This is a genomic window from Corynebacterium sp. KPL4035, assembly GCF_037908325.1.
GTDB classification, from domain to species: domain Bacteria; phylum Actinomycetota; class Actinomycetes; order Mycobacteriales; family Mycobacteriaceae; genus Corynebacterium; species Corynebacterium kefirresidentii.
The window spans coordinates 1-21,393 of sequence record NZ_JBBMGF010000015.1 but is presented as its reverse complement, the minus strand read 5'-3'; the positions used below and the strand labels follow the sequence as shown (position 1 = coordinate 21,393).

The following is a 21,393-nucleotide window of genomic DNA, read 5'->3' as shown; positions in this document are numbered from 1 at the left end:
AAACACCCTCTTCAAGCCCTACGTGACGACAACCTGACGACATCTGAAATCTTTTCGTCCACAGCGCTGCCCACCGCCTCCAAATCCTCATCAAACAATTCAGCGTAAATATCAAGCGTCATCGCCGCTGAAGAATGGCCGAGCTCACGCTGGATAACTTTCACATTCGCCCCAGCCGACACCATCAACCCGGCGGCCACATGCCTAAGACCATGCGGAGTCACACGCGGAAAATCCGGGTACTTATCCATACACCTATCCAACGCGTTGTAGTACCACTTGCCATGCGTAGGCGGCTTCATCGGCGAACCATCACGACGCGGCCATAACAACTCATCCGGGCTTTTACCTTCCATTACCGGTATAAGCATCCGCATCACCGATGCCGGCACAGCCACTTCGCGTACCTCATGTGTCTTAGGCGTGCCAATAACCACTTCGGTGCCTACTGTGACGGCGTTTCGTTCAATGCTGATTCGGTTTCGCGTGACGTCTACGTCGCGGACTCTGAGGGCTGCTGCTTCGCCCCAGCGAAGACCCACGGTGCCTAGTAACCATACGAGTTCTTTGTACTTAGTGCATTCGTTAACGAGTAGTCCGAGTTGTTCTGCGGTGAGGTATATCTTTTTTGCGGCGGTTTTGCGGGGTAGTTTAATTCCTCGGGCTGGGTTGTTGCGTATGGCTTTGTCCATTACCGCTAAGTCGAGGATTTGGGCTAGTACGGCGTGTGCTTGTCGTACGAGTGAGGCTGATTTGTCCAGTGATGAGACCCAGACTTGTACTTCTGATGGTTTGATGCTTGATATTTGGCGGTTCCCCCATTGTGGTTTCACGTGGTTTCGCCATATAGCGAGCATGTCGTATTTAGTCTTTGGTTTGAGGTGGGTGATGTTCGTGAGCCATGGGACGGCCATTTGTTCGATGGTGATTTTGCCGGCGTTGGGGTTTATCCAGTCGTTTTCGCGTATATTGACTGCGTTTTTGTCGGCCCATGCTTGCGCTTCGTTTTTGGTGCGGAATCCTCGTTTTGTGTGGGATGTGCCGTTTGGGTCGCGGTACTGGACCCGCCAGGACTTTCCTTTTGCGGTCTTGTAAGACTTGATTGAAGACATGATAGAGATCTTTGTGTTGTATAAAAGCCCCGGCAATCCAAATACTGTGGATTGCCGGGGCCCGGTGGAGAGATAGGGCTATGCGGCTACTGGGAATAGAAATTCGCCGACTTTGAGGCCAATCTCAACAATGGTTTTGGTTACTTCAATGCCTTTCTTAGCGTTATCGAGTCGCTTGGCAGCGATTTCTGCTTGTTGCAGCTTTTCTTCGGGGGTCTTTTCCTTCTTTTGGTGCTTGGCGTTCTCTGGCTGAGAGGAGTTGCCTTCTGTGGTGGTAGTTGTTGTTGCAGTGGTTTCTTTGGTGGGGGCTGCGTCGTCTGCCATTGCTGGTGCGATGGCGGTGGTGGTGGCGATGGCCAAGGTGGTCAGGCCGATGGTTGCTTTACGTAGCATTGTGTCTCCTTATCGGGGGGTGCTTTCAGGGTAGGTTTACCCAGTAAGAAGGGTAGTGCCTGTGCGGGGAAACTGCATTCTTTTGTGTCAGTCTGCACAAATTTGAGGTGAATGGGGGAATAAAAAATTGCCTTGAGCACTAGTGTTGTGCCCGAGGCAATGGTGGAGTTGAAAGACGCGTGTTAGGCGAGCTTGCCGGCGATTACGATGATCTTTTCTACGACCTTCAGTGCGTCCTCGATTTTGCTGAAGTCAATGTTCTTGACGAACTTATCGACCTTAGCGTTGAAGTCTTCAGTCTTGCTGGAGAGCTGGTCGAGCTTTGCGTCGAAGTTCTTCTTGTGCTCTTCGTGCTTAGCGTCGAGGTCTTGCTTGTTTTCCTTGTGCTTGCTGGAGAGCTCCTCGAACTTGGCGTGGATGCCTTCTTTGTCGAGCTTGGAGGAAGCTGCGTCGTTTTGTTCAGGGGCGGCTTCGGTGGTGGCGACAGCGTCGGCAGAGGTAGTTTCAGAGGTGACGGTGTCGTCTGCCATTGCTGGTGCGATGGCGGTGGTGGTGGCGATGGCCAAGGTGGTCAGTCCGATGGTTGCCTTGCGTAGCATTGTGTCTCCTTGAGTCGTATGGGGGTGTTAAGCACGCAAAAAGGAATGCTAGCTTATTTTAAAGTAAAAGTCAGGTTTTGTGGTGGAATGCACAGGAACTGAAATGGGAGGGCTTGGTCGAAGCGTGTAGGCGCCCATGGATGGCCTCGGTGAACTCCTAAGTGTTTAGTGTTGACGCTTACATTAAATTCTTGGTATGAGGGTGGTAAGTCGGTTGTAGTAGTTCGCCTAGTTCTTTAATTTGATGTCGTGCTGAATAATGGTTGCGGGGTTAGCTTTAGTCGGCTAGTGTTTTCGACACCGGCTGGGGATGTACGTACTGGCCGGTTGAGAGTTCGATTCCGCTCTCCTGATCTTTTCTACGTTGGTTGTATTAATGTAGAAAAGTAGCTCATGTTGCGGCCGCTAAGTAGTGCTGGTACCCCTTGCACTCTTAGCGGCCTTTTACGTTTTACTAGGCTAACTTCCTCTGATTGTGGTGGGCCATACTTTACTTTGAATATCCTGCGTATGGATTTGTTTCCTGTGGTATGAAGTCAATTTCACAGAGAGAGATGTCGCTATTTTTAGTTAGTAATACTAGGCTTAGTGCTGTCGGTCAGAATTCTTACGCTGGCTGACTTTAGGGCACTCTTACCCTAAGTCCCGCCGCCTTCCTTCTGTACTTTAGCGGCGGGTCTAGGAAAGGCCGCTGGGGCTACGTAGTTCATCCTTGTAGAAAGGCATCCGGCGGCCTTTTCTGCTCTATCTGGGATAGTGGTAAAAGAGGAGGGGCATAGTTTGTGAAACTCATGGCCCCTCCTTTTGCTGCTAACTGCTTTTCACCATTAGTGCTGTGTACAGCTGTTGCCATGATTTCAAAATATTGACGGTCACTCCTAACTCTGCTGCGATGGCGGCTGGGTGTGGTCCGTAGATTGCTTCTGCTGTGGCGTATTCGGTGGGGTTGATGAGGAGTCGGGCTGCGAAGCGGTCTGCGCGGATTTCATGGGCGCCGTGGTGGCCGGGAGGGTCACCATAATGCGCGTGGCCTAGCTCGTGGGCGAGGGAGCATAGGGTGCGCATCGTCCATGCCGAGGCGGAGCGTGATGGTGTTTCTGCGGGGTATCCATGCTGCTTTCGGCCCACCACGATGCCACCGGATTCGGTAGCCGCAGGCTTGCGCCACATCGATACGGGCGTCAAGCATTGGCGTGTTAAAGGTTGTTTGTTTATGCGTAGACGAGGTACTGTCTGACTTAGAGACACTGACTCGTGATGGATCAGGCTGGGTTCCCGAATGGGAGTAAGACATTAGGTCGAGAATTCCTTTGCCCCTGGGGTCAGTGTCGATTATTTTTTGATGACTTCTGTTAGGTGTCTTTTGTGCTGTCTGTCCTCTCGTGTTGGCCCGCTTTAGGAATTTTCTTTTAGGAATCGGCATCTTTGCTGTAGGAGTTCGGCGTAGTTGTAGATGTCTTCGATTTCGTCTAGATCGAAGTAGTTTTGGTCTCGCTCTGTATCGAAGATGCCGATTCGAGGTGTTCTGCGGTCGAAGTAGAGCCGGGCGATTGGGTTCCGGTTGTTGTCTTGGTAGAGGATTGCGCAGTAGCTTTTCGCGTCGCGAAGCGTCACATCATTTACCGGAACTTCGGCGCAACAGATAGCTCTAATGATAGAGAATGCTTGAAGTTCTTCTTCGGTGGTGATGATTCCATCGGAATCAGGTTCTGGTTCCTCGTCCTCTTGTGTTTCAATTACGCTTTGATAGCTCGGCGTTGAAGCTTCGTCGAAGTCCTGCGCAGAACGTAGCCGCCTATTGGCTTCATCTTTTAGGAATTGTGATTGGGCGGTTTCAACGAGCTGAGTAAATATTTGTAGGTTTTGTGTGGTCATTCTGCGAGACGTGACCCTGCTTGCTATCAGCTTTACCCAATCGGAATCCGGTTCCTTGAATTGGGACGATAGTACTTTTCGTATTTCGGAGATGTACTTCAGCTGTTCTGCGGAAGCTGCTATTGTTTCCGAGTCAAAGCGAGACTTTGTGCACATCTCTAGATGGGGGAAGATACGGGCATCCACGTTTGCGAGGTCCAGCGTCATGAATGGCTTTTCGTCCATGCGGTTTGCTGCGTCTATTTGCGCATAGAATTCGTAGACTTCCCCGTTGGTGAGGATGGCGAATTCGGTGTCCGTGACGTTGAAATAGCGGACTAGTTGGTTGGCATGCCCGAGGTTGAGTGGTTCGCCTATTTTCTTGCACTCAATGAGGAATCGGAAGTCGTCTCCCGATTTGATGGCGAAGTCAACTTTTTCTCCCTTTTTAACTCCCACGTCTGCGGTGTATTCGGGGATTACTTCACGGGGGTCTGTGACGTCGTATCCCAACACTGTGCTGATGAAGGGGATGATAAGTGCAGTCTTAGTTGCTTCTTCGGTGTTAATTATGGGCTTGAGCTCTTGCACTTTGCTCGATAGGGATTGTACGGCTTGGTCGATGCTCATGGTTTCCTTCGGGGTTAAAGGTTTGCGTAGGTGAGGGAGTTTAACTTCCCACTTTGGAATAATTCCATCCATATTTTTAGCAGATGGTGGGTGACTTCGAGGTCGTCGGCTATGGCTGGTAGGCAGTCTTGGTGCCATATGGCGGAGGCTTCGAAGTCGGCTGGATTGATGAGTAGGTGGGCGGCGTATTTGTCGGCTCGTTGTTCTTGTCGTTGGTCATAGTGGCCGTTGCCGGTTGGGGTGTCACCGTAGTGTGCGTGGCCGAGTTCGTGGGCGAGGACGCTTTTGTATTGGCTGATGGATTGACCGCGTCGAGTGCTGATTATCCGTCGGTGGTGGTCGTACCAGCCGGGGCGCCCGCCCGAGTGGCGCTGTAGCTGCACGCCCATGCTTTCCGCGAGGAGGTGCAGCTCTACCGCGCTAATCGTCATCCGCATCATTCCTTTCCGCGTCTTCGTCCGGGCCGCTATAAGCAACCGCACTCAACGGCATTGAATCATCATCATCGGACACGGGGGCACCCGCACGACGAGAAGCCAGCTCGTCTATCTCATTAGCGCGGGTAGCGGGGTTGAGACGACGTGCCAGTTCGATGGCTAGTTCCCCGTCCTCAGTGGTGTCCAATAGTTTGCCGTTGTTGTCTAGGTGGCTCATGGCTTCGGCTTCGGTGACGTGTCCGAGGTCTACTAGCGCGTCGATGGGGTTTACGTGCAGTCCTCGGCTGACCTTGATTATTTCGTCAGCGGTGAGTCCGTCTTGGGTGAGGCGGCGAGTCACGGTCGGGCGTGATGCTCCGATGAGTTTGCCAATTGTTTCTGCTGTTACGCGTTGTCCTGTTGCGGACTTATACCAGTCCCGGTAATCAATCATGTCTACATCTTAGTGAGTCAATTTTGACGCACGCAACCCATTCCTGCCTTTACGAACGCTAAATGAGTGCCCCCATAGTGAATCACATTATTGACATTATGCGGACAGTGGTTCAATATTAAATCAACCGAGTGAAAGGAGGAAACAAAATGGCTCAGTTCTTAATCAGTCTGGACGAAGTGGAACGCGTTAAAAAAATAAACCGAATCGGTTCAACAGTCGAACTAACACAACGCACCAACGTGTCCCGCTCAACCTGGGGACGCGCACTAAGCACACGAACACCCAAACCAGACGTGCTTCAAGCACTCGCGGCCCTCGGCGCTAGGCCAGAACGCATCCTCATAGCCGACGACCTAGAAGCACTCACCGCATAGAAAAGGCCCGGTGCTGGAACACCAAGCCTAAGGAAAATACCACTCACAAAGGACAGTATCACAATGGACAACCAACTGGTTCATGCCAACAATGATGGAACCCTAACCACCACCTCGGAGATTATCGCCAGCGGCGTTGGGATTCAGCACAAGAACGTACTGGAAACGATTCGTAAGAACCTAGCAGACTTCGAAGAGTTTGGAAGGGTCGCGTTTGAAACGCGAACCCGCCAAACCGCAGGCGGAGCGCAAAAGACCAACATTGCGGTCCTGAATCGTGAGCAAGCGATGTTCGCAATGACCCTGTTCCGCAATACGCCGATAGTGGTTGATTTCAAGAAGAACCTCATTAAGGCCTTTGTGGCTATGGAAAATCAACTGGTACAGGCCGAGCACCAGATTAACGCTTTGATGCGTGAGTCTCAGATGCGGATGGAGTTGTGTCAGGCGGCGAAGGGTTTGATTCATCCTGACCATTTGGAGGCGAAGGCGAGGATTGTACTCGCTCGTGGTTTGGGTGAGGTGCCGGAGTTGGACCCGGAGACTCGGCCCTTGTACACGGCGGATTTTTTGAAGTCGAAGAACCTGTCCAACAAGAAGATGAAGTCCGTGGCGCCGATGTTCGGCAAGCGCATGAAGGCACTGTACACGCTGGAAAAGGGACGCGAACCAGAAAAGTATGACCTTACCCTGCCTAACGGTCAGGTGCGCCAGGTTAACGGCTACACCGAGGCCGACCGGGAGCTGATGCAGCAGGTGTGGGATGAGTACTACGCCTAGCGCATATGTAAAAGCCACGTGTGTGGGCGGTATTGGTCGAATGCGTTTAGAGGAGTGTTGTTGATGTTTACCAGTCTATGGTCTTGGCTGCGGGGCCGTGGGGCCAGCCGGGGAAGTTCTGTTGGTCGGTTGGGGAATTATGAATTGCCTTCCACTTTCCGAGTGGCGAGTGCCGGCGCCGATGGAGGTGTTCGAATGGACGCCATCGCCATTGTTGAGCCTCTTGAGCCAGGTTCATCCGGAGTGCTTGATACCGATTCTTGTTTTTCAGAATGGCAGGATGTGGAGTCTGCCATGCGACATGTAGGTGTACTTTATCCAGGTCGCTACACGGTATTTTTAGAACCTTCGGGCCGAATTTTTCTCCAGGCTGAAGCTGAGTCTCGGGGTAGAGGTCCCAGTGTTCGCCATTGTCTCAGAGGAGGGACATCTTGACTCCGTAGAGGGGTTGGAAGCCCTGGTAGTGGAGTTGTATTTCGATTTCGTCAATGGGCTCTTTCATTCCTGAGGCGATGGTGGGGGTTCCGTAGTTGCTGAAGCCCATTGCTATTTGGTGTGCGCCGTCGTATTGGCGGGCGTGTTGGAATTGTTTGATTCCTAGTAGTAGTGCGGCAAGTCCGGTTATTGCGCTTATGAGTGCAGTTATTGCCATGAGTTTATTTTAGCCCGACTCAGCAGGCGCTGAAATATCGTCACTTTTCGTCATATCGAGGGTGTATCAGTACCCGTTAATAACGTCACGGGACTTTAAGCGCTAGGTAGTCCGCCCGGGGAGCGTGGCCCCGGTAGCGCACAGGGTCGAAAGACCCGAGCTGTACAGAGAACTGAATTAGTGAATTGTCCTGATAGAAGATACTGGGCCAAGAACCACGTTGACGTGTCCGTGAAGCATTGGCCAAGCCGACAGGCAGGAACCCCGCCGTAAGCGGGAGGGAACCACCAAGGACGTAAAACACTAGGCCGTGAATGAGCTACTCCCCGGGTGCAAGTCCTGGGCGCGGCACTGGCCTCACACACCGTGAGGCGGATAGTTGATTGTGGAGGGGAGGTGTTTCGGTATGGTTGCTCCGATTATTATTTCGGCGTGTGCCTTGATTTCTGCGGGGTGCGCTATCTATGTCAACCACATCAATCGGCATTAGCAATTGCTGCTTTTTGCTGCTGTTTACCTTCGCTGTCTGTCCACTGTAGGACGTATTTTCCCTGGAAGCCAAGGAGTACTTCGATGACGTCTCCGTGGTCGAGGGCGGCGGCGGTTTCAGCGCTCATGGTGGCTGCTTGGTCGTCTCTGGTTGGGTTGATGCTGACGTTGGTGATGATTTCACCGGTTTCGTTGGCGATGGCGTAGTTCTTTTTGCTCTCGTGGTGCAGGGTGACGTTTCGTCAGTTCGCTGCGGCGAGTTTCTGCGTGTATGCGGAGATTGCTGCTTGTGCTTCGGCGATTTTTCGTTGTTCTGCTGCGGCTTGTTCGGCGCTGCGGGCGGCTCGGTCGGAGCTTTCTGCGGCTTCGGCTTGTGCAGTCTCTGCTGATTTGCGTGATTTTGATGCGTCTATTGCTTGCCAGAGTGCGATGCCGGCGGAGACTGCGGCGATGAGTGTGGAGATTATTTCGAACGCGTTCATGCTTTCACATTTTATCTGGCCTCTTCAGGTGGCCTGAAGGGGCGTACTAGCGCAGAGGAGTAACTATTCACATTTTTCTTGTACCTACTACAGGGGCTAAAGAAATTTGTGCTTACAAAAGACCACCGGGGTGCAACTCCCCGGCTGCGCACTAGGGGTTGTTAAGGGCGGGTTGGACACTGACCGCTTCAAGGGCAGTATCCCAGGATTTGGCGGCTTCCGGCACTTGCCGCTGCTGCGCTCTGCTGCACCTGCATCCCCGTTTATTTTTCGGAAGTTTTCATGGGTGAAGGCCCCTGCATGAACTGAGAAGTGCAGGGGCCTTACCCGTGATTCAATCTCTTCTTTCCAGAAAGGGCGTTATGGATTGTATCAGGAAATGGTTTACCGCGAAGGAAGCTGCTGAGTATATGGGTATGCATCCGGAGACGGTGTATCGATTTTTGCAGCGTAAAGAATTGCGTTCGGTGAAGGCCGGGCGTACGTATCGCGTCAAGTCTGAGTGGTGTGATGCTTTTTTGATGGGGGAGAACCAATGGGTTTTATAAAACGCATGTTCCAAGGAACTAATCGAACTTTTGTCATGATTTGGAGGTAGATGATGCGTCAGATTACGGCTTCTGAGGCGAAGGCTTATATGAGGGATATTGAGGCTCGGCTGAAGACGATTTACAACCTTGCTCATCTTCCTGAGAAGACTCGTCGTCAAATTCTCACGCTTGCTAGTGGTGCCAATAGTGTGGCCGGCCAGATTTCTGCTTATGAGAGGAGGTTTTGTCATGTGCGTAAGTAATCGCTCGGAGCGCTGGGAGCCGACGTATAAGGAGTTGGCGTATTGGCAGGATGTTGCCGCTAAGCGGGTTCGCCTGTGTTGGGCTACTGGCGTGTTTGGCGGCATGGTTGGATTTGTTTTCCATTGGGTTATTTCGGTGCCGCCAGTATGGATGTAGGAATCACGTTAGAACAGGCATACCAGAAGTTTCACCCTGTCCTCTATAAGGGGGAGTGGGTGGTGAACCTTGGGGATGCGCCGCGTAGGTATCAGACGGTGAGGGCAGCGAGGGAGTATATCAAGCGCTGCTATGAGCAGCGGGACCGCTGCCTTTATGCGAACTGCCTACTTGAGGGTGAGGACATTCCTGGTGTAGGGGTTGGGTTCCGGTTCTGTGAGCGCCATGCGAGGAATGCGAAGAAAGTTCTGCGTGAGTCGAATAAGGGCACCACGATTTTTAAGAGGAAGAACTAAATTGAGGACATTCAAACCAGAGAATAATGATGAGTGGTTCGAGTTCCGCCGTCAGCACCTCACCTCAACGGAGCTAAGGGACCTGCATTTAAGCAGGACTGCTAGACAGTGGCAGGAGCTGCGCGAGCAGAAAGAAACAGGGAAGCGGTGGGGCGGTAATGACTACACGGTTTGGGGCACTGCCCGCGAACCCGTGCTGGCGCCGCTTGTGGTGGAGGTTGATTCGCGTCTTGTGTACAACGCGGACCCGCAAACCATCATCATCAACAAAGATGATGAGCGCCTGTGTGGCACCCCAGACCTTTTCAGTGAGGACGGGGAGGTCATTGGTGAGATTAAAACCGCTAAACACCCGTTCACTGGTGGGTATTGGCATGATTGGTGCCCCGACGGGTACTACCTGCAGGTGCAGGCAAACATGTGGCATGCGGGCGCCGAGGCGTGCGTGCTGCTAGTGGAGTACTACCAGGAGCAGGACGGCGAGTTCACCCCGGACGGGTACGAATATCAGGTAATCCACTATGACCCCAAGGTGGTGGAGGGCATGCAACGCACCGCCGCCGAGTGGTTCGCTTGGCTGGAAGGCACTACCCCGGATTGGATGGGTGAGGTCACCAGCCTAGAAGACGCCGACGAGGTAGAAGGCCTCGTAGCGCAACTAGCGGACGCGGAAGAAAAATCCGCCAGCTGGTCTGACCTAGCCAAGACCTACAAGAAAGACCTTTTGAAACTACTCGGTGATTCCTACGCGGGTACGCACGCCGGCTACAAGGTGAGTGTGTCCACCACCAAGGATTCTAAGACATTCGACTCTAAGGCGTTTAAGACCGCCCACCCGGACCTCTACGCCGAGTTCAACACCAAAACCCGCCGAGGCTCCACACGCCTCCGACTCACAAAGGTCGTCAACTAATGAGCATCTACACCACAGAACCAAGCAAGGGGGCAAAGAACCGCGCCCTAAACAGAGCACAATGCGAAGCCTTCGACTGGATGCGCGACCACGGAGACACGTTCCCAGAAATGCGTGACCTCTACCAACAAATCCACGACCAAGCAGACAAGGAGCGCCAGAAACTATGACTCCAATTCCGAGTGATATGCCGCGGCGACGACTCGAAGTCGCACGCACCGTGACAGAAGCAAACTATGCGGCGCTGACTGCTTTTGCCGACCAGGCACATTACCTCATGGAGTGCTTCACCGCCCGCGGCCACGATGAGGAAACCGCCCTCACACTCACAGAAATCACCCTCGACCGATTCGACGACGAAAGGAACATCTAACAGTGAATAATCAACTTGATACTGTCAACGATTCTATGCCTGAGCTCAGTGATAATGGACTTAGCGGTCTCATGCGCCAGGCTGAAGCTATGGATGCCGCACATAAATTGGCGACTGTCCTATGTAATACCCAGATGGTGCCACAGACTTTTCGCGGTAAGCCTGATGATGGTGCTGCCGCAATCCTTTATGGTGCCGAGCTTGGGCTGAAGCCTCAACAGGCTTTGCAGCAAGTATTCGTCATTCATGGGCAGCCAGCTATTTACGCTCGAACTATGGTGGCTTTGCTTAAGGGCAAGGGCTATAAGTTCAAGACAGTGGAATCCAGTGATGAGTCTGTAACGGTGCGTGGCGTGGCGCCGAGTGGGGAGCAGGAGTCGTCCACGTGGACTATCGACCGTGCTAAGAAGGCGGGCTATACCTCTAATAAGAGATATCAAACCGACCCGCAGGCCATGTTGTACGCCAAGGCCGCTTCGGAAGTGTCTCGCCGCCTTGCCCCTAACGTTCTTCTGGGCATTAAGTACGCTGCCGAGGACCTGGAATTGGAGCCGGTAAAGATGAACGCTACTCGTCAGGATGTAGCTGCTCAAGCAGTCTCCGCGCCGGCACCAAAGATGCGGCAGGAGCCCGAGCAGGAACCGGAAGATGACCAGTTCGTGCGGGATGTAAAAGCCGCACTCGCAGAGCTGACTAGTGCTGAGGCAGTCACCGACTTCATGAACGAAATCCGCGAAGAAAGTGATGTGCCCCAAAAAGTAATCAACCTTGGCCGCGACCGCTGGAACGAACTGCAGGAGAATAAATAAATGATTGACCTCATTACACTCACCGGCGGACTCCCACGCGACGCAGAACTACGATTCACCCCGCAGGGCGCCGCGGTGGCTAACTTCACCCTAGCTAGCTCAGACAATAGGTTTGACCAGGAGCAGAACCAGTGGGTAAAGACTCGCAGCATGTACCTAGATGTAACCATCTGGAACGAGCAAGGCAATAAGCAGAATCCCACCCCGTGGGCTGAGATGGCCGCTGATTTGAAAAAGGGTGACCAGGTTGCGGTTACTGGCAAGCTTGTGACTCGCTCGTGGGAAACCAAGGACGGTGAAAAGCGCAGCAAGGTCGAGTTCCGTGCTACGCGCTTTTACAAGCTTCCTACCGCGCCGCAGCAGCAGCCCAGCCAGGCGCAGCAGTCGTGGGATAACGCCGCGCAGAATGGACAAACCGCTGCTAGCGGGGCGTGGTCGACCCCGCCGGCACAATCGGGACAGCAGAATCAGGAGCCACCATTTTAAATGGGGTATGTAAAGATTCAAGCCGCCGAACTTCCCGAATACAAGGGCAAAAGGGTGGTTCTTTTCCCCTCTACCTTTGACCCAGAGAAGATTGCCGACCGCATCACCTACGCCGCCGAATACGACGGCACAGTTCACGGGGCCACCAGAGACGGACGCTTCACTCTCAAAGCAACCTCCACCGTCCTCGTCGACCCCACCACATAACCCCGTTTTGTTCAGGACCTCAATAGTCCACAGGCGGGGTCTATTTCTAACCCCAACGGACTTTATCCATGACTGACCCTGACCACCGTGCCCGCCAGGACATGCGCGCCTACTTGGAATCCCAAGACGTGTACTGCGCTAGGCCGGACTTCCTCGATGCATTAATCCAGTTATTCCAATCCATAGAAAAGGAGGTACAAGACGATGACTTGGTTCAAGGTTGACGATGGCTTCTACGACCATCCGAAGTTTCTTGACGTGCCTAACGCTGCTATCGGTTTGTGGACTAAATCGGGCGCATGGTGCGGCAAACATCTAACCGACGGAGTCATCCCGGCAAGCCAAGTCAAACGATTTAAAGGCACGAAATCTCAAATAAATGCGCTCGTTTCTGCGGGCATTTGGGTTGAAGGTAGGTCCGAAAACGGTGCGAAAGTGTTCCGCTTTCACGACTGGAATGGGTGGCAACCCAGTCGCGAACAGAAGCTAAACGAGCGCGAAGAAGCCGCCGAAAGGCAACGCAAATCGCGCTACCGAAAACGCCAAGAGCAGGGAGAACGCGAAAATGTCACGCGTGACTCACATGTGACAGGTCAACGTGACATCGCTGTGAGTCACAGAACGGTGTCACACCGCCCCGCCCCGACCCGACCCGGCCCGACCACAGAACCTAAAGGTTCTGTAGTAGAGACCACCACCGCAAAAGCGGATGGTGGCCCCAGCCCAGACACAACCACCAAACCCAAAAAGAATCACCCCCTCCCCAGAGGCTGGGAACCAAAACCGGAGACCGTCAACAAAATCCGCACAGAACGACCAGACCTCGACCTCGCCACCGAACACGAGAACTTCTGCGACTACTGGCACTCCATCACTGGAGCCAAGGCACGGAAAGCCGACTGGGACGCAACATGGCGAGTCTGGATGCGCCGACAAAAACAAAACACCACCGGCCAGCCTCAAAAATCCAAATCCCAGCGCTACATCGAACTAGGCGAACGCATGGCACGCGAACTCGAAGCCCAAGAAGCACAAAAACCACAACCCACCGGAACGAAACAACTCGAACCGCCCTTCTAGGAGACACCCATGCCACAAGCCGAAAACATGCGACTCGCATCCCAAATCATCGCCTACGGCTCCGCAGCAGCCCCCAACAAATTCCCCAAAGACGACCCCATCGTCCTCAACGTCTGGGCAGACGTCCTAGAAACCATCAACGTCCCCGAAGACGTATGGCCCGAAGCAATCCGCTACTGGGCAGCAACCACACACACCGACACCATGGCCGGCCCCTGGGACATCATCAACGCCGCTAAACAAGTCATCAAACAGTGGGAACGCAACGAATCAAAGAAATACATCCTCGAAGCCCACAGGTGGAAACACCGCGTAGCCCGCGCCAAACGCAACTACGGCGACCAGTTCACCCTCGACAAAGTCATCCCACCGCCACACTGGTCCGGCATCGACGAAACCCAAGACCCCGAAGGCCACGACGTGGTCGAAATAGCCCGCGCCGGATGGCACCGCGCCCAACAACAACCCCCAGAGGTGGAGATGCAACCTGAGGAGTTCTTCCAACGCCTCAAACGAGGAATCAACCCAAACCGCCTACCCGCCCCAGAAGAAGACACACAACCACCCCAAAACACCCCCTAGGAGCCCCACAGAGCTACAAACACAACGCCTGTGGGCAAACACCCCAGAAATACGAACCAGCGCCGCAGAAAGGCCACAAATGTCACGAAACAGAAACAGCGCCAAACAAGCCGGAGCACGCTTTGAACGCCTCATAAGCGACTTCCTCCGTGACAACCTCGACGACCGCATAGACAGGAAGGTCCGCACGGGAGCACGCGACACCGGGGACGTTGCCAACGTCCGAGACTCACACAACCGCCGCATCGTCATAGAAACCAAAAATTATGGCGGCAGAGTCCACCTAGCCGAGTGGACCAAAGAAGCCCACCAAGAAGCCGAAAATGATGACGCCCACGTAGGACTCGTAATAGCCAAACGACGCGGCACAACCAACCCCGAAAAACAATGGGCAATTATGGAAGTCGAAGACCTCATAAAACTACTAAAAGGACCAGGCGATGACGCCTAGTAAGTCCCGCCTAAAGCATTTTCAAATTGCACCAAAAACTGTAAAATTCATAGAAAGAAGAACAGAATCCCACTAATGCGCAAAGGAGCCAAAGGAGATGCCAGTCATTCCACGGCTCGAGACAGGTGAACCCCTCACCCCAGCAGCCGACGCAAACCAAGCAATCACCATTTCCTACACTGACGCTGCAGGAGTCGCTGACTTACCCATCGACCCAGAACAAATTGCACGAGTCTACGACGTTCAAGTCTACGAATACGACCTCCCCCGCGAACTCTCAGGCTACCTAGACTGGGACGACCAAGGCGCTTTCATCGTAGTTAACCAATGGCACGGACCCGAGCGGAAACGCTTTACCATAGCTCACGAGCTTGGTCACTATTACGACACTCTGCGCCGAAATCTTCCAAAGGAGAGGAGAGATAGAGGACCGCTTGCGTCAACCGGAACGGACATCGAAGAAATCTACGCCAACAGATTCGCAGCAGCACTGTTGATGCCCGCAGAGGCCGTAAAAAACAAGTTCGTACAAATCCAAGACGTCGGAATCCTGGCGCGTACCTTCAATGTGTCGAAAGACGCCATGGGAATCAGGCTTAATAGCCTCGGATTAGTGTAATGGACAGCTCCTCTGCAAAAGACCCAAGCCCACAACAACCTCAAATTTCCGAGGAAGAAAAGAACACCGAAGGCACACATGGCATAGATGAAACAAACTTTCCAACCAGCTTCAAAGAGCAGAACCCATCATGGATGCCAGGCTGGCTTTCTAAAGTCTTCGACCGGCGTCCTAAAAAGGATCACCGCCCAACGCGTGAAGAGCTAGAAAAAGACAGATACAAAGCTGACACCCGATATCGAACCATTTACGCCAAAACCCTTTTAACAATACTTATCGGACAGCTTGTAGTTGCACATATCTTTCTCTACGAAATTGCTAACGGCCCACATAAACCAGACGCTGAAGGTTTCTATTTATCCGACCAAGTCATAATCGCCTACCTAACCTCCATCGTCGTCGAGGTAATAGGTCTTGTTTACGGCATTGTTCGTGGAGTTTATCTTTTGCCCGAACACAAATAAATAGACTACCCCCTCAACCCGCTACCAAAAGCGTAGCGGGTTTTCTCATATCTAAGGAGTTACCCAATGATTTACGCATGGCCCCACGATGATGCCAACGAACCCAACCCAGACGAAGAACCCGAATACGACCCCTGGCAAGACCACGCCTACGAACTCTGGGCAGACAAATAACCCTTACCCAACCACACGGAGCAACGATGACTAACCTCACCACCAACCACACGGAGAAAGAATAACCCTTGGAACAAGCCCACACGCAGTCAGAAGACAGGCACACACCACACACAACAAAAGCATGGCCCACCGCACGAACCATCTGTTACAAACTCCAACAACAAGGCCACAACGTAAGCCCAGAGCTACTGCGGAAATGGGTTGAGCGGGGAGCTATATACGCGAAAAAAGAACAGGGAAACGTTAATATCTATTCATTGAGTGAAGTTCTACAATAGGTAAAGAGAGTCCGTGAAACTTAACGAAGAACACCCGTTCTCAAAGGGCACCATAAACCGTATCGGAGAAGGGATTAGAGGTAGGAGGGAGCTCAATGAAGATGACTATCTTCAAGTAATGGCATGGTTCGATAAGTTAAATGAAACCGTTATTACAATTGCTTTAGAAGAGGTTGAGGAGTTCTCTCAAAGCGAGGATTTTCATGGCGAGACTTATCGAATTAAACCTCCAATCGAGTCCAGTCATCGGGTAAAAACTGATGACACCATAGCCGATAAGCTTGATCGGCTTAGTACAAAACTCAGCCGTGTCCAGGATTTGGCCGGGTGTCGTTTGGACCTTGACTGTTCTTTGGATTGTTTGTCAGAAATTTCTGACGTCTTGCAGGCCCGGTTTGAGACCGAAGGTGCAGCGGTAAAAGAAAGAAACTATTTAAAAGATTCCCAGTATGGATATCGTGCAATACATCTTCACTTGACTGCTCCTGCGGGGCGTGTTGAGCTTCAGTTAAGAACTAAGACGCAGGCAGCTTGGGCAAATTTAAATGAGGTGATCGGGGATAAATTTGGTCGAGTCCATCGGTACAGCGAACTTCCTGATGGTGCGCCAGAAATCTACAAGATGCTGGTAGATAAGGCGCAGGATATTGCAGAAGCGATACAGGAGCTCGAAGAAAAGAAAGCAAAATTATTTCGTCAGATAGACAGCGATATACGTAAGAAAGGGGTAGACTGCGGTCCATATCAAGATGTCAGGTTGGATATTGATAAACTTGACGACAAATTGGTTGTTCAACTGAAGCAATTGGCTGATTCAATTGGCTCTATTGGTGAAGAAGCTTAAGGCAAAGGAGTGGCAGTGACTTCCTATCTCATTGAATATCATAGGCCGTCAGGCGAAGTCTCTGTGACGTCGTATGTGGATGCTCAGGCAGCGTTAGAAGAGCGGATACATCGCTCGCGAATTCGCAGAAGCCGAGACACTGAAATTGTCACAGTCAGGGCGAACTCCATGGAATCTTTACGGAACACTCATGCACGATACTTTGCGCGGAGTGATGCCTGAATTTCTGTCACGCTGTGTGCTATAATCGTCGACGCGACGACACTATATGCCCTCAACACACGTTGGGGGCATTCGTCGCTTTCAAAAGCCTTGTTGCCTGACTCAACGACCACTAAAACGGCAAATTCAGTAACTGACCAATGAGATGCAGGCCACTGGTTCACGACCAGAACAAGGCACAAAACCGAACTCGACCACCAGAACCCATAAAGGACCCGCAAGAAGTCTGGCTCACAGCAAAACCCTCACCTACAGGTTGAGATAACAGGGGTATCAAATCACACCCGAACTACTGCGGAAATAGGCAGAAAGAGAAAAAATTCGAAAAGGACAATCAACGGAACTAACCGGTATTTGCTAAATGACGTGCAGAGATTGCTTTACAAAAAGCAGGAGTGAAGCAAAATCGAGAAATGCGACCATGACCCGCTGGTACCCAATGTCCGTGCCACAGACTATATTCAGACATACTTGAAGCAGAGGAGGTCCTAAAAATGTCACTTACAATCAGGCGCCACACACCGGAAGATTTGTACCGTCGCCACGATGAGCTTTCGAGACAACTTACTAGTGCATATTCCTCAGTTGAAGGCGCTCCGATCAGCCTCCGAGACCTTCGTGACTTGGCTTCAATGGGTTGCCTTTCGACGGAAGAACGTGAACTTTATGACGAACTTCGTCGCGTAGAAATGATGCTCGACATTGACAAGTAGCTCAGTCACGCAACGAGAATTCAGCGACAAATCAGCACAAGATTTCGCTTCCGAAGTGCTTGCAATATTGATGGCAGCGTTGCCGCTGCGGGAATCACAATTCAAGAAACACCTTGACGTAAATGACCAGTCTGGCGTTTACGTCATTTCGTTTCATGCACCGCTGCATTACGGTCGGGGGACCTCAAGCATTGAAGAATGCGAATGCCTCAGCACCTGTGATCTATATACCCTAGCTGTTACTTACAAGCTGCAAAGTGACCGAAGTGGGCAGTACCTGACTGTTAGACACAGTGATTATTCAATCCGCGTCCATACACAATCTGCAATCAAATTTGAATACGAGCGCAACAAGGAGCGGGTTCCAGCTGCCCATATTCACTTTTCGGGCATTGGGGGGCTGCTTAGCCCAGCCCTAATGAAAAATGGACGGACTAGTAAAACCGATAAACGGAAAGACGGAGACATAAGCCCACTCCATGTACCGGTAGGGGGCCATCGATTCCGGCCATCGCTTGAGGAATTCCTGTATTTCGTAATTCAGGAATGCGGGTTTCGAGGAAAGAACGGTTGGGAGGTAGCGCTGAAAGATTCTCGAGAAAAGTGGTTTGACATTCAACTCCAGGCATCTGTTCGAGATAACCCCGCCGTCGCGATGGATGCTTTAGAACGCTTAGGTTTCAAAGTGACCCCACCAGAAACTGGGTGTCCTCCTGCTCGGCGGCATTCCAGCTGGTGATTGTCACGCTGTGTGCTATAATCGTCGACGCGACGACACAATATGCCCTCAACACACGTTGGGGGCATTCGTCGCTTTAACCAAGCCTTGTAGCCACCTCACCCTGTAACTAACCATTAAGCATTGAAAGTTAGAACAGCTCTGAGCAACACCCGAGGCGCAGGCCACCAGCTCACGACTGGAACAAGGCACAACAATCAAATCCCTACTTCTTGGCCGGCAGCCCAGCCGCATGCAACGCCCCAGCAATCAACACCGGCTGAAACAACAGACGCACAAAGCGCTTAGTATCAGTATCCAACCCGAACCCATTATGCCGCTCCGCATATTGAGCAATATTCCCAGGGAAGATAGCGGTATAAAAAGCCGCCAACGCAACACCAAAATCAGCGCGACGGCGCCGCGACAGCAACAAACCTGCCCCTAACACAATCTCCGCTACACCGGACGCCACAACAACAGCATCCTTGGAACCAGGAAACCAATCAGGAACCTGAGCCTGAAACTCCTCACGCTGATGAGTCAAATGTGACACACCAGCAAACGACATAAACCCACCAAGAACACCAGCAGTAAAATACTCACTAAACTTACTCATACCTAAAACCTACTCCTCAAAATCACTCAGCAACGAAATAATTTCAGCCACGCCCAACATCTAGCTGTGTCTTAAACTCCGTGCCCCGACCAGCAAAAAACCACAGCAGAGGCCCAATGAGCGGATACGCAAGTGCTGCCAAAACCAACAAAAGCTTAACGCCCCAACCAAAACCAGACCGCACAATTGACACCACAGCGCAAAACCAAAAAACAAGCGGCACAACAACAAGCAAAATAGGTACGATGCCCCACCACGTATTGTTCGGGTCAGAACCGTGCTCAGCCAAAAAATACAGCACAGCAATACCTTCCAAAATCGACAAAAAACGAAACTTCACTACCCCGAAACCAATCAAACCACAGTCAATACAGTCTCAGGGAAGTGAACACCAGCAAGCCTAACCGACGAACCCATCATCCGCTCAACACCATGCCAAACTAGTAGGCTAAAGCTCAACCCTAAATAACACCGAAAGGCAACCCTGAAATGAGCACAAAAACCCCGACAAACCCACTCAACACACCACACCTAGACGCACTCAGAGACCAAGTCAGCAATATTGCACTTGCCCTACTAAGCACTATTGCAATAGCAACCCTACTCGTAATAGCCGCACGGCAAATCTACTTTTTCACCCGATACCGAGACCCAGCCGTACGTCGCCTAGCCAAACGCAAAGCAGCAGTCGAATACAAAGCAAACGTAAAAATAGCAGAAATCAGCCCCAAAGGCTGGATTAAAATAGCACCAAAAGACAAAGAATGGTGGGAACTGCTAGCCAAAACCCGACAACTTGACGATATCCTCAAAATCCCAACCAGAATCAAAATCTCAAATCAACTAGTACAAATAGCAACGCTAATTCCAAACTCTACATCAATACCCGGAAAAATGACCTACGACCCCAATACCGACCTACTCACACTAGGTCGCAACACCCAAACAAAAAAGAAAGCCCACCTGCAACTCGAAACAACCTCCAACATAGTAGTCGCCGGCCAGCCCGGAACCGGGAAAACAACACTCCTAAAAGGAATCATGGACGCAGTACGGCCAAGCGCTCACGTACTCTACTTCAACGGATCAGCCGGCGACACAACAGAAATCGCCAAAAGCCTACAACAACTAGAAGAACTAAAACAACAACGTCTACAAGACGGCATCGACTACTGGCGAGAGAAAAACGACAACCAGCACCTAGCAATCTTTATCTTCGACGAAATCCAGGAATACTTCCAAACAAAAGACAAAAAGAATACGCCAGCACCCCAGACAGAAATAAAAATCGCAAAAGCTACAAAGGCGATGCAAAACTGCCACCAAGTGGGAATCATCGTCATCATCGTCACCGCGAACCCCACACCAACCACACTGCCAACCCCCATACGAGACCAAACCAACACCCAAATATGCGCCAACGTATCAACCACAAACCAAGCCGCACACGTACTTGGCCGAAAACCAACACCCCTCGACCCCAAACCCACAAACCTACCGCCAGGAAGAGTAACGATCAGCGATAACAAAGGCAACTGGGAGCAAGTCGACATCTACAGCCCAAGATTCTTCCAAAAATAAAAACCCACGAAGCACTGTAGACTTAAAACCGGTATCACTCCCACCCCGAAATTCAAGGAGGAATTACCAATGTCGGATGAAATCATGCCCGAACCAGTAGAAAAAATCGCAGCACCAGCTGCCGCAGCCGCAGCACTAGTCGGCGGCGAACTCGCAATACCAACCCCACCAGCGCAAGCCCAAGGACCAGGAGGGCCAAACCCAGCAACGGTCAACGAACTAAAACCAGAAGGAGTCCGCGCACACTCAATCGTCCTCAAAATCAACGAAGTCAGAGCACAAAACGGACTCAACCCCGTAACTGAAAACCCAGCCCTCAACGGCATAGCCCAAAACTGGGCAGACCACGTCTGTCAAACCGACAACCTCCACCACCGCCCAGAACACTGGAAGACTTACCCAGCCGATGTACCACCCGGAGGAGAAAACATCCTCCAAGCATGGAACGACTACTCAGACGCACAACTCGTTAAGCTCTGGGTTAATTCACCCTCACACCGAGAAATTCTTCTAGACCCCGAAGCCAAAACCGTCGGCACAGGAATAGCCGTCAACCCACAAGGCAAACTCTTTGCAGTTCAAAACTTCGGACGCTAAATAGACCACTAATGGCCTCAAAGGAGAACTTCCTTTGAGGCCATTACTGTGTCGCCAAGCGTTCTGCAATAGAAACCAGCGCATTAACCAAGAGATGCGCCCAACTAACCTCGAGACCCGTACACGCCCTAAACGCCTTGGTCGCCCGTGGGTTGGGGAGTTGTGGGGGCGGGGGT

General features: G+C 51.9%; 30 protein-coding genes. 18 read left to right on the top strand and 12 right to left on the bottom strand.

Annotated features, from left to right (window positions below; translation table 11 throughout):
• Window positions 1-11: 11 nt before the first annotated feature.
• The 7 genes from WMP96_RS10920 to WMP96_RS10890 form a co-directional block, all read right to left on the bottom strand.
• Window positions 12-1,112 (bottom strand): tyrosine-type recombinase/integrase, encoded by a 1,101-nt coding sequence (locus WMP96_RS10920; RefSeq protein ID WP_239208756.1) that lies wholly within the window; start codon window positions 1,110-1,112, stop codon window positions 12-14.
• A gap of 78 nt (window positions 1,113-1,190) precedes the next feature.
• Window positions 1,191-1,505, bottom strand: a complete 315-nt coding sequence (locus tag WMP96_RS10915; protein WP_023021029.1) for a hypothetical protein — start codon at window positions 1,503-1,505, stop codon at window positions 1,191-1,193.
• Between the two features lie 182 nt (window positions 1,506-1,687).
• Window positions 1,688-2,104 carry a hypothetical protein gene (locus WMP96_RS10910; RefSeq protein ID WP_340433434.1) on the bottom strand — a complete coding sequence of 139 codons (417 nt, stop codon included), beginning with the start codon at window positions 2,102-2,104 and terminating at the stop codon, window positions 1,688-1,690.
• Between the two features lie 810 nt (window positions 2,105-2,914).
• Entirely contained in the window at window positions 2,915-3,289 is a 375-nt protein-coding gene (locus WMP96_RS10905; protein WP_324291890.1) for an ImmA/IrrE family metallo-endopeptidase, read from the bottom strand.
• A 210-nt stretch (window positions 3,290-3,499) separates the two neighbouring features.
• Window positions 3,500-4,588: a type I restriction enzyme HsdR N-terminal domain-containing protein gene (locus WMP96_RS10900; RefSeq protein WP_239208899.1), complete on the bottom strand. Its 1,089-nt coding sequence runs from the start codon at window positions 4,586-4,588 to the stop codon at window positions 3,500-3,502.
• Between the two features lie 14 nt (window positions 4,589-4,602).
• On the bottom strand, window positions 4,603-5,019 hold the full coding sequence (locus WMP96_RS10895) for an ImmA/IrrE family metallo-endopeptidase (RefSeq protein ID WP_340433427.1): 417 nt from the start codon (window positions 5,017-5,019) through the stop codon (window positions 4,603-4,605).
• Window positions 5,009-5,458 (bottom strand): helix-turn-helix domain-containing protein, encoded by a 450-nt coding sequence (locus tag WMP96_RS10890; RefSeq protein WP_239208903.1) that lies wholly within the window; start codon window positions 5,456-5,458, stop codon window positions 5,009-5,011. Before WMP96_RS10890 ends, WMP96_RS10895 begins: the two co-directional genes overlap by 11 nt.
• A gap of 440 nt (window positions 5,459-5,898) precedes the next feature.
• Between WMP96_RS10890 and WMP96_RS10885 the strand changes: the two genes are divergently transcribed.
• Window positions 5,899-6,615, top strand: coding sequence for a Rha family transcriptional regulator (locus WMP96_RS10885; RefSeq protein ID WP_301732197.1), 717 nt, complete (start codon window positions 5,899-5,901; stop codon window positions 6,613-6,615).
• A gap of 415 nt (window positions 6,616-7,030) precedes the next feature.
• On the opposite strand, the gene WMP96_RS10880 is transcribed toward WMP96_RS10885, so the two are convergent.
• From WMP96_RS10880 to WMP96_RS10870, 3 genes are all read right to left on the bottom strand, one after another.
• Window positions 7,031-7,267 carry a hypothetical protein gene (locus tag WMP96_RS10880; protein WP_239208907.1) on the bottom strand — a complete coding sequence of 79 codons (237 nt, stop codon included), beginning with the start codon at window positions 7,265-7,267 and terminating at the stop codon, window positions 7,031-7,033.
• A 476-nt stretch (window positions 7,268-7,743) separates the two neighbouring features.
• Window positions 7,744-7,884, bottom strand: a complete 141-nt coding sequence (locus WMP96_RS10875) for a hypothetical protein (protein WP_239208909.1) — start codon at window positions 7,882-7,884, stop codon at window positions 7,744-7,746.
• Window positions 7,885-7,998: 114 nt separating this feature from the next.
• Complete coding sequence (locus WMP96_RS10870; RefSeq protein ID WP_239208911.1) at window positions 7,999-8,238, bottom strand: hypothetical protein; 240 nt, start codon at window positions 8,236-8,238, stop codon at window positions 7,999-8,001.
• A 329-nt stretch (window positions 8,239-8,567) separates the two neighbouring features.
• Between WMP96_RS10870 and WMP96_RS10865 the strand changes: the two genes are divergently transcribed.
• The 15 genes from WMP96_RS10865 to WMP96_RS10795 all read left to right on the top strand — a co-directional run bounded on the left by WMP96_RS10865 (window position 8,568) and on the right by WMP96_RS10795 (window position 16,767).
• Window positions 8,568-8,786: an excisionase family DNA-binding protein gene (locus WMP96_RS10865; protein WP_239208913.1), complete on the top strand. Its 219-nt coding sequence runs from the start codon at window positions 8,568-8,570 to the stop codon at window positions 8,784-8,786.
• Window positions 8,787-9,017: 231 nt separating this feature from the next.
• The gene (locus WMP96_RS10860; RefSeq protein ID WP_284798778.1) at window positions 9,018-9,188 is read left to right on the top strand and encodes a hypothetical protein; all 171 of its coding nucleotides are present in this window, start codon (window positions 9,018-9,020) and stop codon (window positions 9,186-9,188) included.
• A gap of 297 nt (window positions 9,189-9,485) precedes the next feature.
• Entirely contained in the window at window positions 9,486-10,397 is a 912-nt protein-coding gene (locus WMP96_RS10855; RefSeq protein WP_284798779.1) for a YqaJ viral recombinase family protein, read from the top strand.
• Window positions 10,397-10,567 carry a hypothetical protein gene (locus tag WMP96_RS10850; RefSeq protein ID WP_023021043.1) on the top strand — a complete coding sequence of 57 codons (171 nt, stop codon included), beginning with the start codon at window positions 10,397-10,399 and terminating at the stop codon, window positions 10,565-10,567. The genes WMP96_RS10855 and WMP96_RS10850 overlap by 1 nt, the downstream gene beginning before the upstream one ends.
• Window positions 10,564-10,770 (top strand): hypothetical protein, encoded by a 207-nt coding sequence (locus WMP96_RS10845; RefSeq protein WP_239208920.1) that lies wholly within the window; start codon window positions 10,564-10,566, stop codon window positions 10,768-10,770. The genes WMP96_RS10850 and WMP96_RS10845 overlap by 4 nt, the downstream gene beginning before the upstream one ends.
• A gap of 2 nt (window positions 10,771-10,772) precedes the next feature.
• Window positions 10,773-11,579, top strand: coding sequence for a hypothetical protein (locus WMP96_RS10840; protein ID WP_239208922.1), 807 nt, complete (start codon window positions 10,773-10,775; stop codon window positions 11,577-11,579).
• Window positions 11,580-12,065: a single-stranded DNA-binding protein gene (locus WMP96_RS10835; protein WP_239208924.1), complete on the top strand. Its 486-nt coding sequence runs from the start codon at window positions 11,580-11,582 to the stop codon at window positions 12,063-12,065. It begins immediately after the preceding gene.
• Window positions 12,066-12,272 carry a hypothetical protein gene (locus WMP96_RS10830; protein WP_239208926.1) on the top strand — a complete coding sequence of 69 codons (207 nt, stop codon included), beginning with the start codon at window positions 12,066-12,068 and terminating at the stop codon, window positions 12,270-12,272.
• 68 nt (window positions 12,273-12,340) lie between these two features.
• Window positions 12,341-12,496 (top strand): hypothetical protein, encoded by a 156-nt coding sequence (locus WMP96_RS10825; protein WP_023021048.1) that lies wholly within the window; start codon window positions 12,341-12,343, stop codon window positions 12,494-12,496.
• A complete protein-coding gene (locus WMP96_RS10820) occupies window positions 12,477-13,352 on the top strand; it encodes a hypothetical protein (RefSeq protein WP_340433416.1) in 876 nt (291 codons plus the stop codon). The genes WMP96_RS10825 and WMP96_RS10820 overlap by 20 nt, the downstream gene beginning before the upstream one ends.
• A 9-nt stretch (window positions 13,353-13,361) precedes the next feature.
• On the top strand, window positions 13,362-13,934 hold the full coding sequence (locus WMP96_RS10815) for a hypothetical protein (RefSeq protein WP_239208930.1): 573 nt from the start codon (window positions 13,362-13,364) through the stop codon (window positions 13,932-13,934).
• Between the two features lie 79 nt (window positions 13,935-14,013).
• Entirely contained in the window at window positions 14,014-14,385 is a 372-nt protein-coding gene (locus WMP96_RS10810; protein ID WP_239208931.1) for a hypothetical protein, read from the top strand.
• A 97-nt stretch (window positions 14,386-14,482) separates the two neighbouring features.
• Window positions 14,483-15,004, top strand: coding sequence for an ImmA/IrrE family metallo-endopeptidase (locus tag WMP96_RS10805; RefSeq protein ID WP_239208933.1), 522 nt, complete (start codon window positions 14,483-14,485; stop codon window positions 15,002-15,004).
• Entirely contained in the window at window positions 15,004-15,468 is a 465-nt protein-coding gene (locus WMP96_RS10800) for a hypothetical protein (RefSeq protein WP_340433411.1), read from the top strand. The genes WMP96_RS10805 and WMP96_RS10800 overlap by 1 nt, the downstream gene beginning before the upstream one ends.
• Window positions 15,469-15,936: 468 nt before the next feature.
• The gene (locus tag WMP96_RS10795) at window positions 15,937-16,767 is read left to right on the top strand and encodes a RelA/SpoT domain-containing protein (RefSeq protein WP_239208937.1); all 831 of its coding nucleotides are present in this window, start codon (window positions 15,937-15,939) and stop codon (window positions 16,765-16,767) included.
• Between the two features lie 1,879 nt (window positions 16,768-18,646).
• On the opposite strand, the gene WMP96_RS10790 is transcribed toward WMP96_RS10795, so the two are convergent.
• Together WMP96_RS10790 and WMP96_RS10785 are read right to left on the bottom strand one after the other, a co-directional pair.
• Complete coding sequence (locus WMP96_RS10790) at window positions 18,647-19,039, bottom strand: DoxX family protein (RefSeq protein WP_023021060.1); 393 nt, start codon at window positions 19,037-19,039, stop codon at window positions 18,647-18,649.
• A 43-nt stretch (window positions 19,040-19,082) separates the two neighbouring features.
• On the bottom strand, window positions 19,083-19,379 hold the full coding sequence (locus tag WMP96_RS10785) for a hypothetical protein (protein ID WP_301716488.1): 297 nt from the start codon (window positions 19,377-19,379) through the stop codon (window positions 19,083-19,085).
• A gap of 149 nt (window positions 19,380-19,528) precedes the next feature.
• Here WMP96_RS10785 and WMP96_RS10780 point away from each other — a divergent pair, with 149 nt between their 5' ends.
• Together WMP96_RS10780 and WMP96_RS10775 are read left to right on the top strand one after the other, a co-directional pair.
• Window positions 19,529-20,620, top strand: coding sequence for an ATP-binding protein (locus WMP96_RS10780; protein WP_340433408.1), 1,092 nt, complete (start codon window positions 19,529-19,531; stop codon window positions 20,618-20,620).
• A gap of 69 nt (window positions 20,621-20,689) precedes the next feature.
• The gene (locus WMP96_RS10775; protein WP_284799390.1) at window positions 20,690-21,217 is read left to right on the top strand and encodes a CAP domain-containing protein; all 528 of its coding nucleotides are present in this window, start codon (window positions 20,690-20,692) and stop codon (window positions 21,215-21,217) included.
• Window positions 21,218-21,393: the final 176 nt, after the last annotated feature.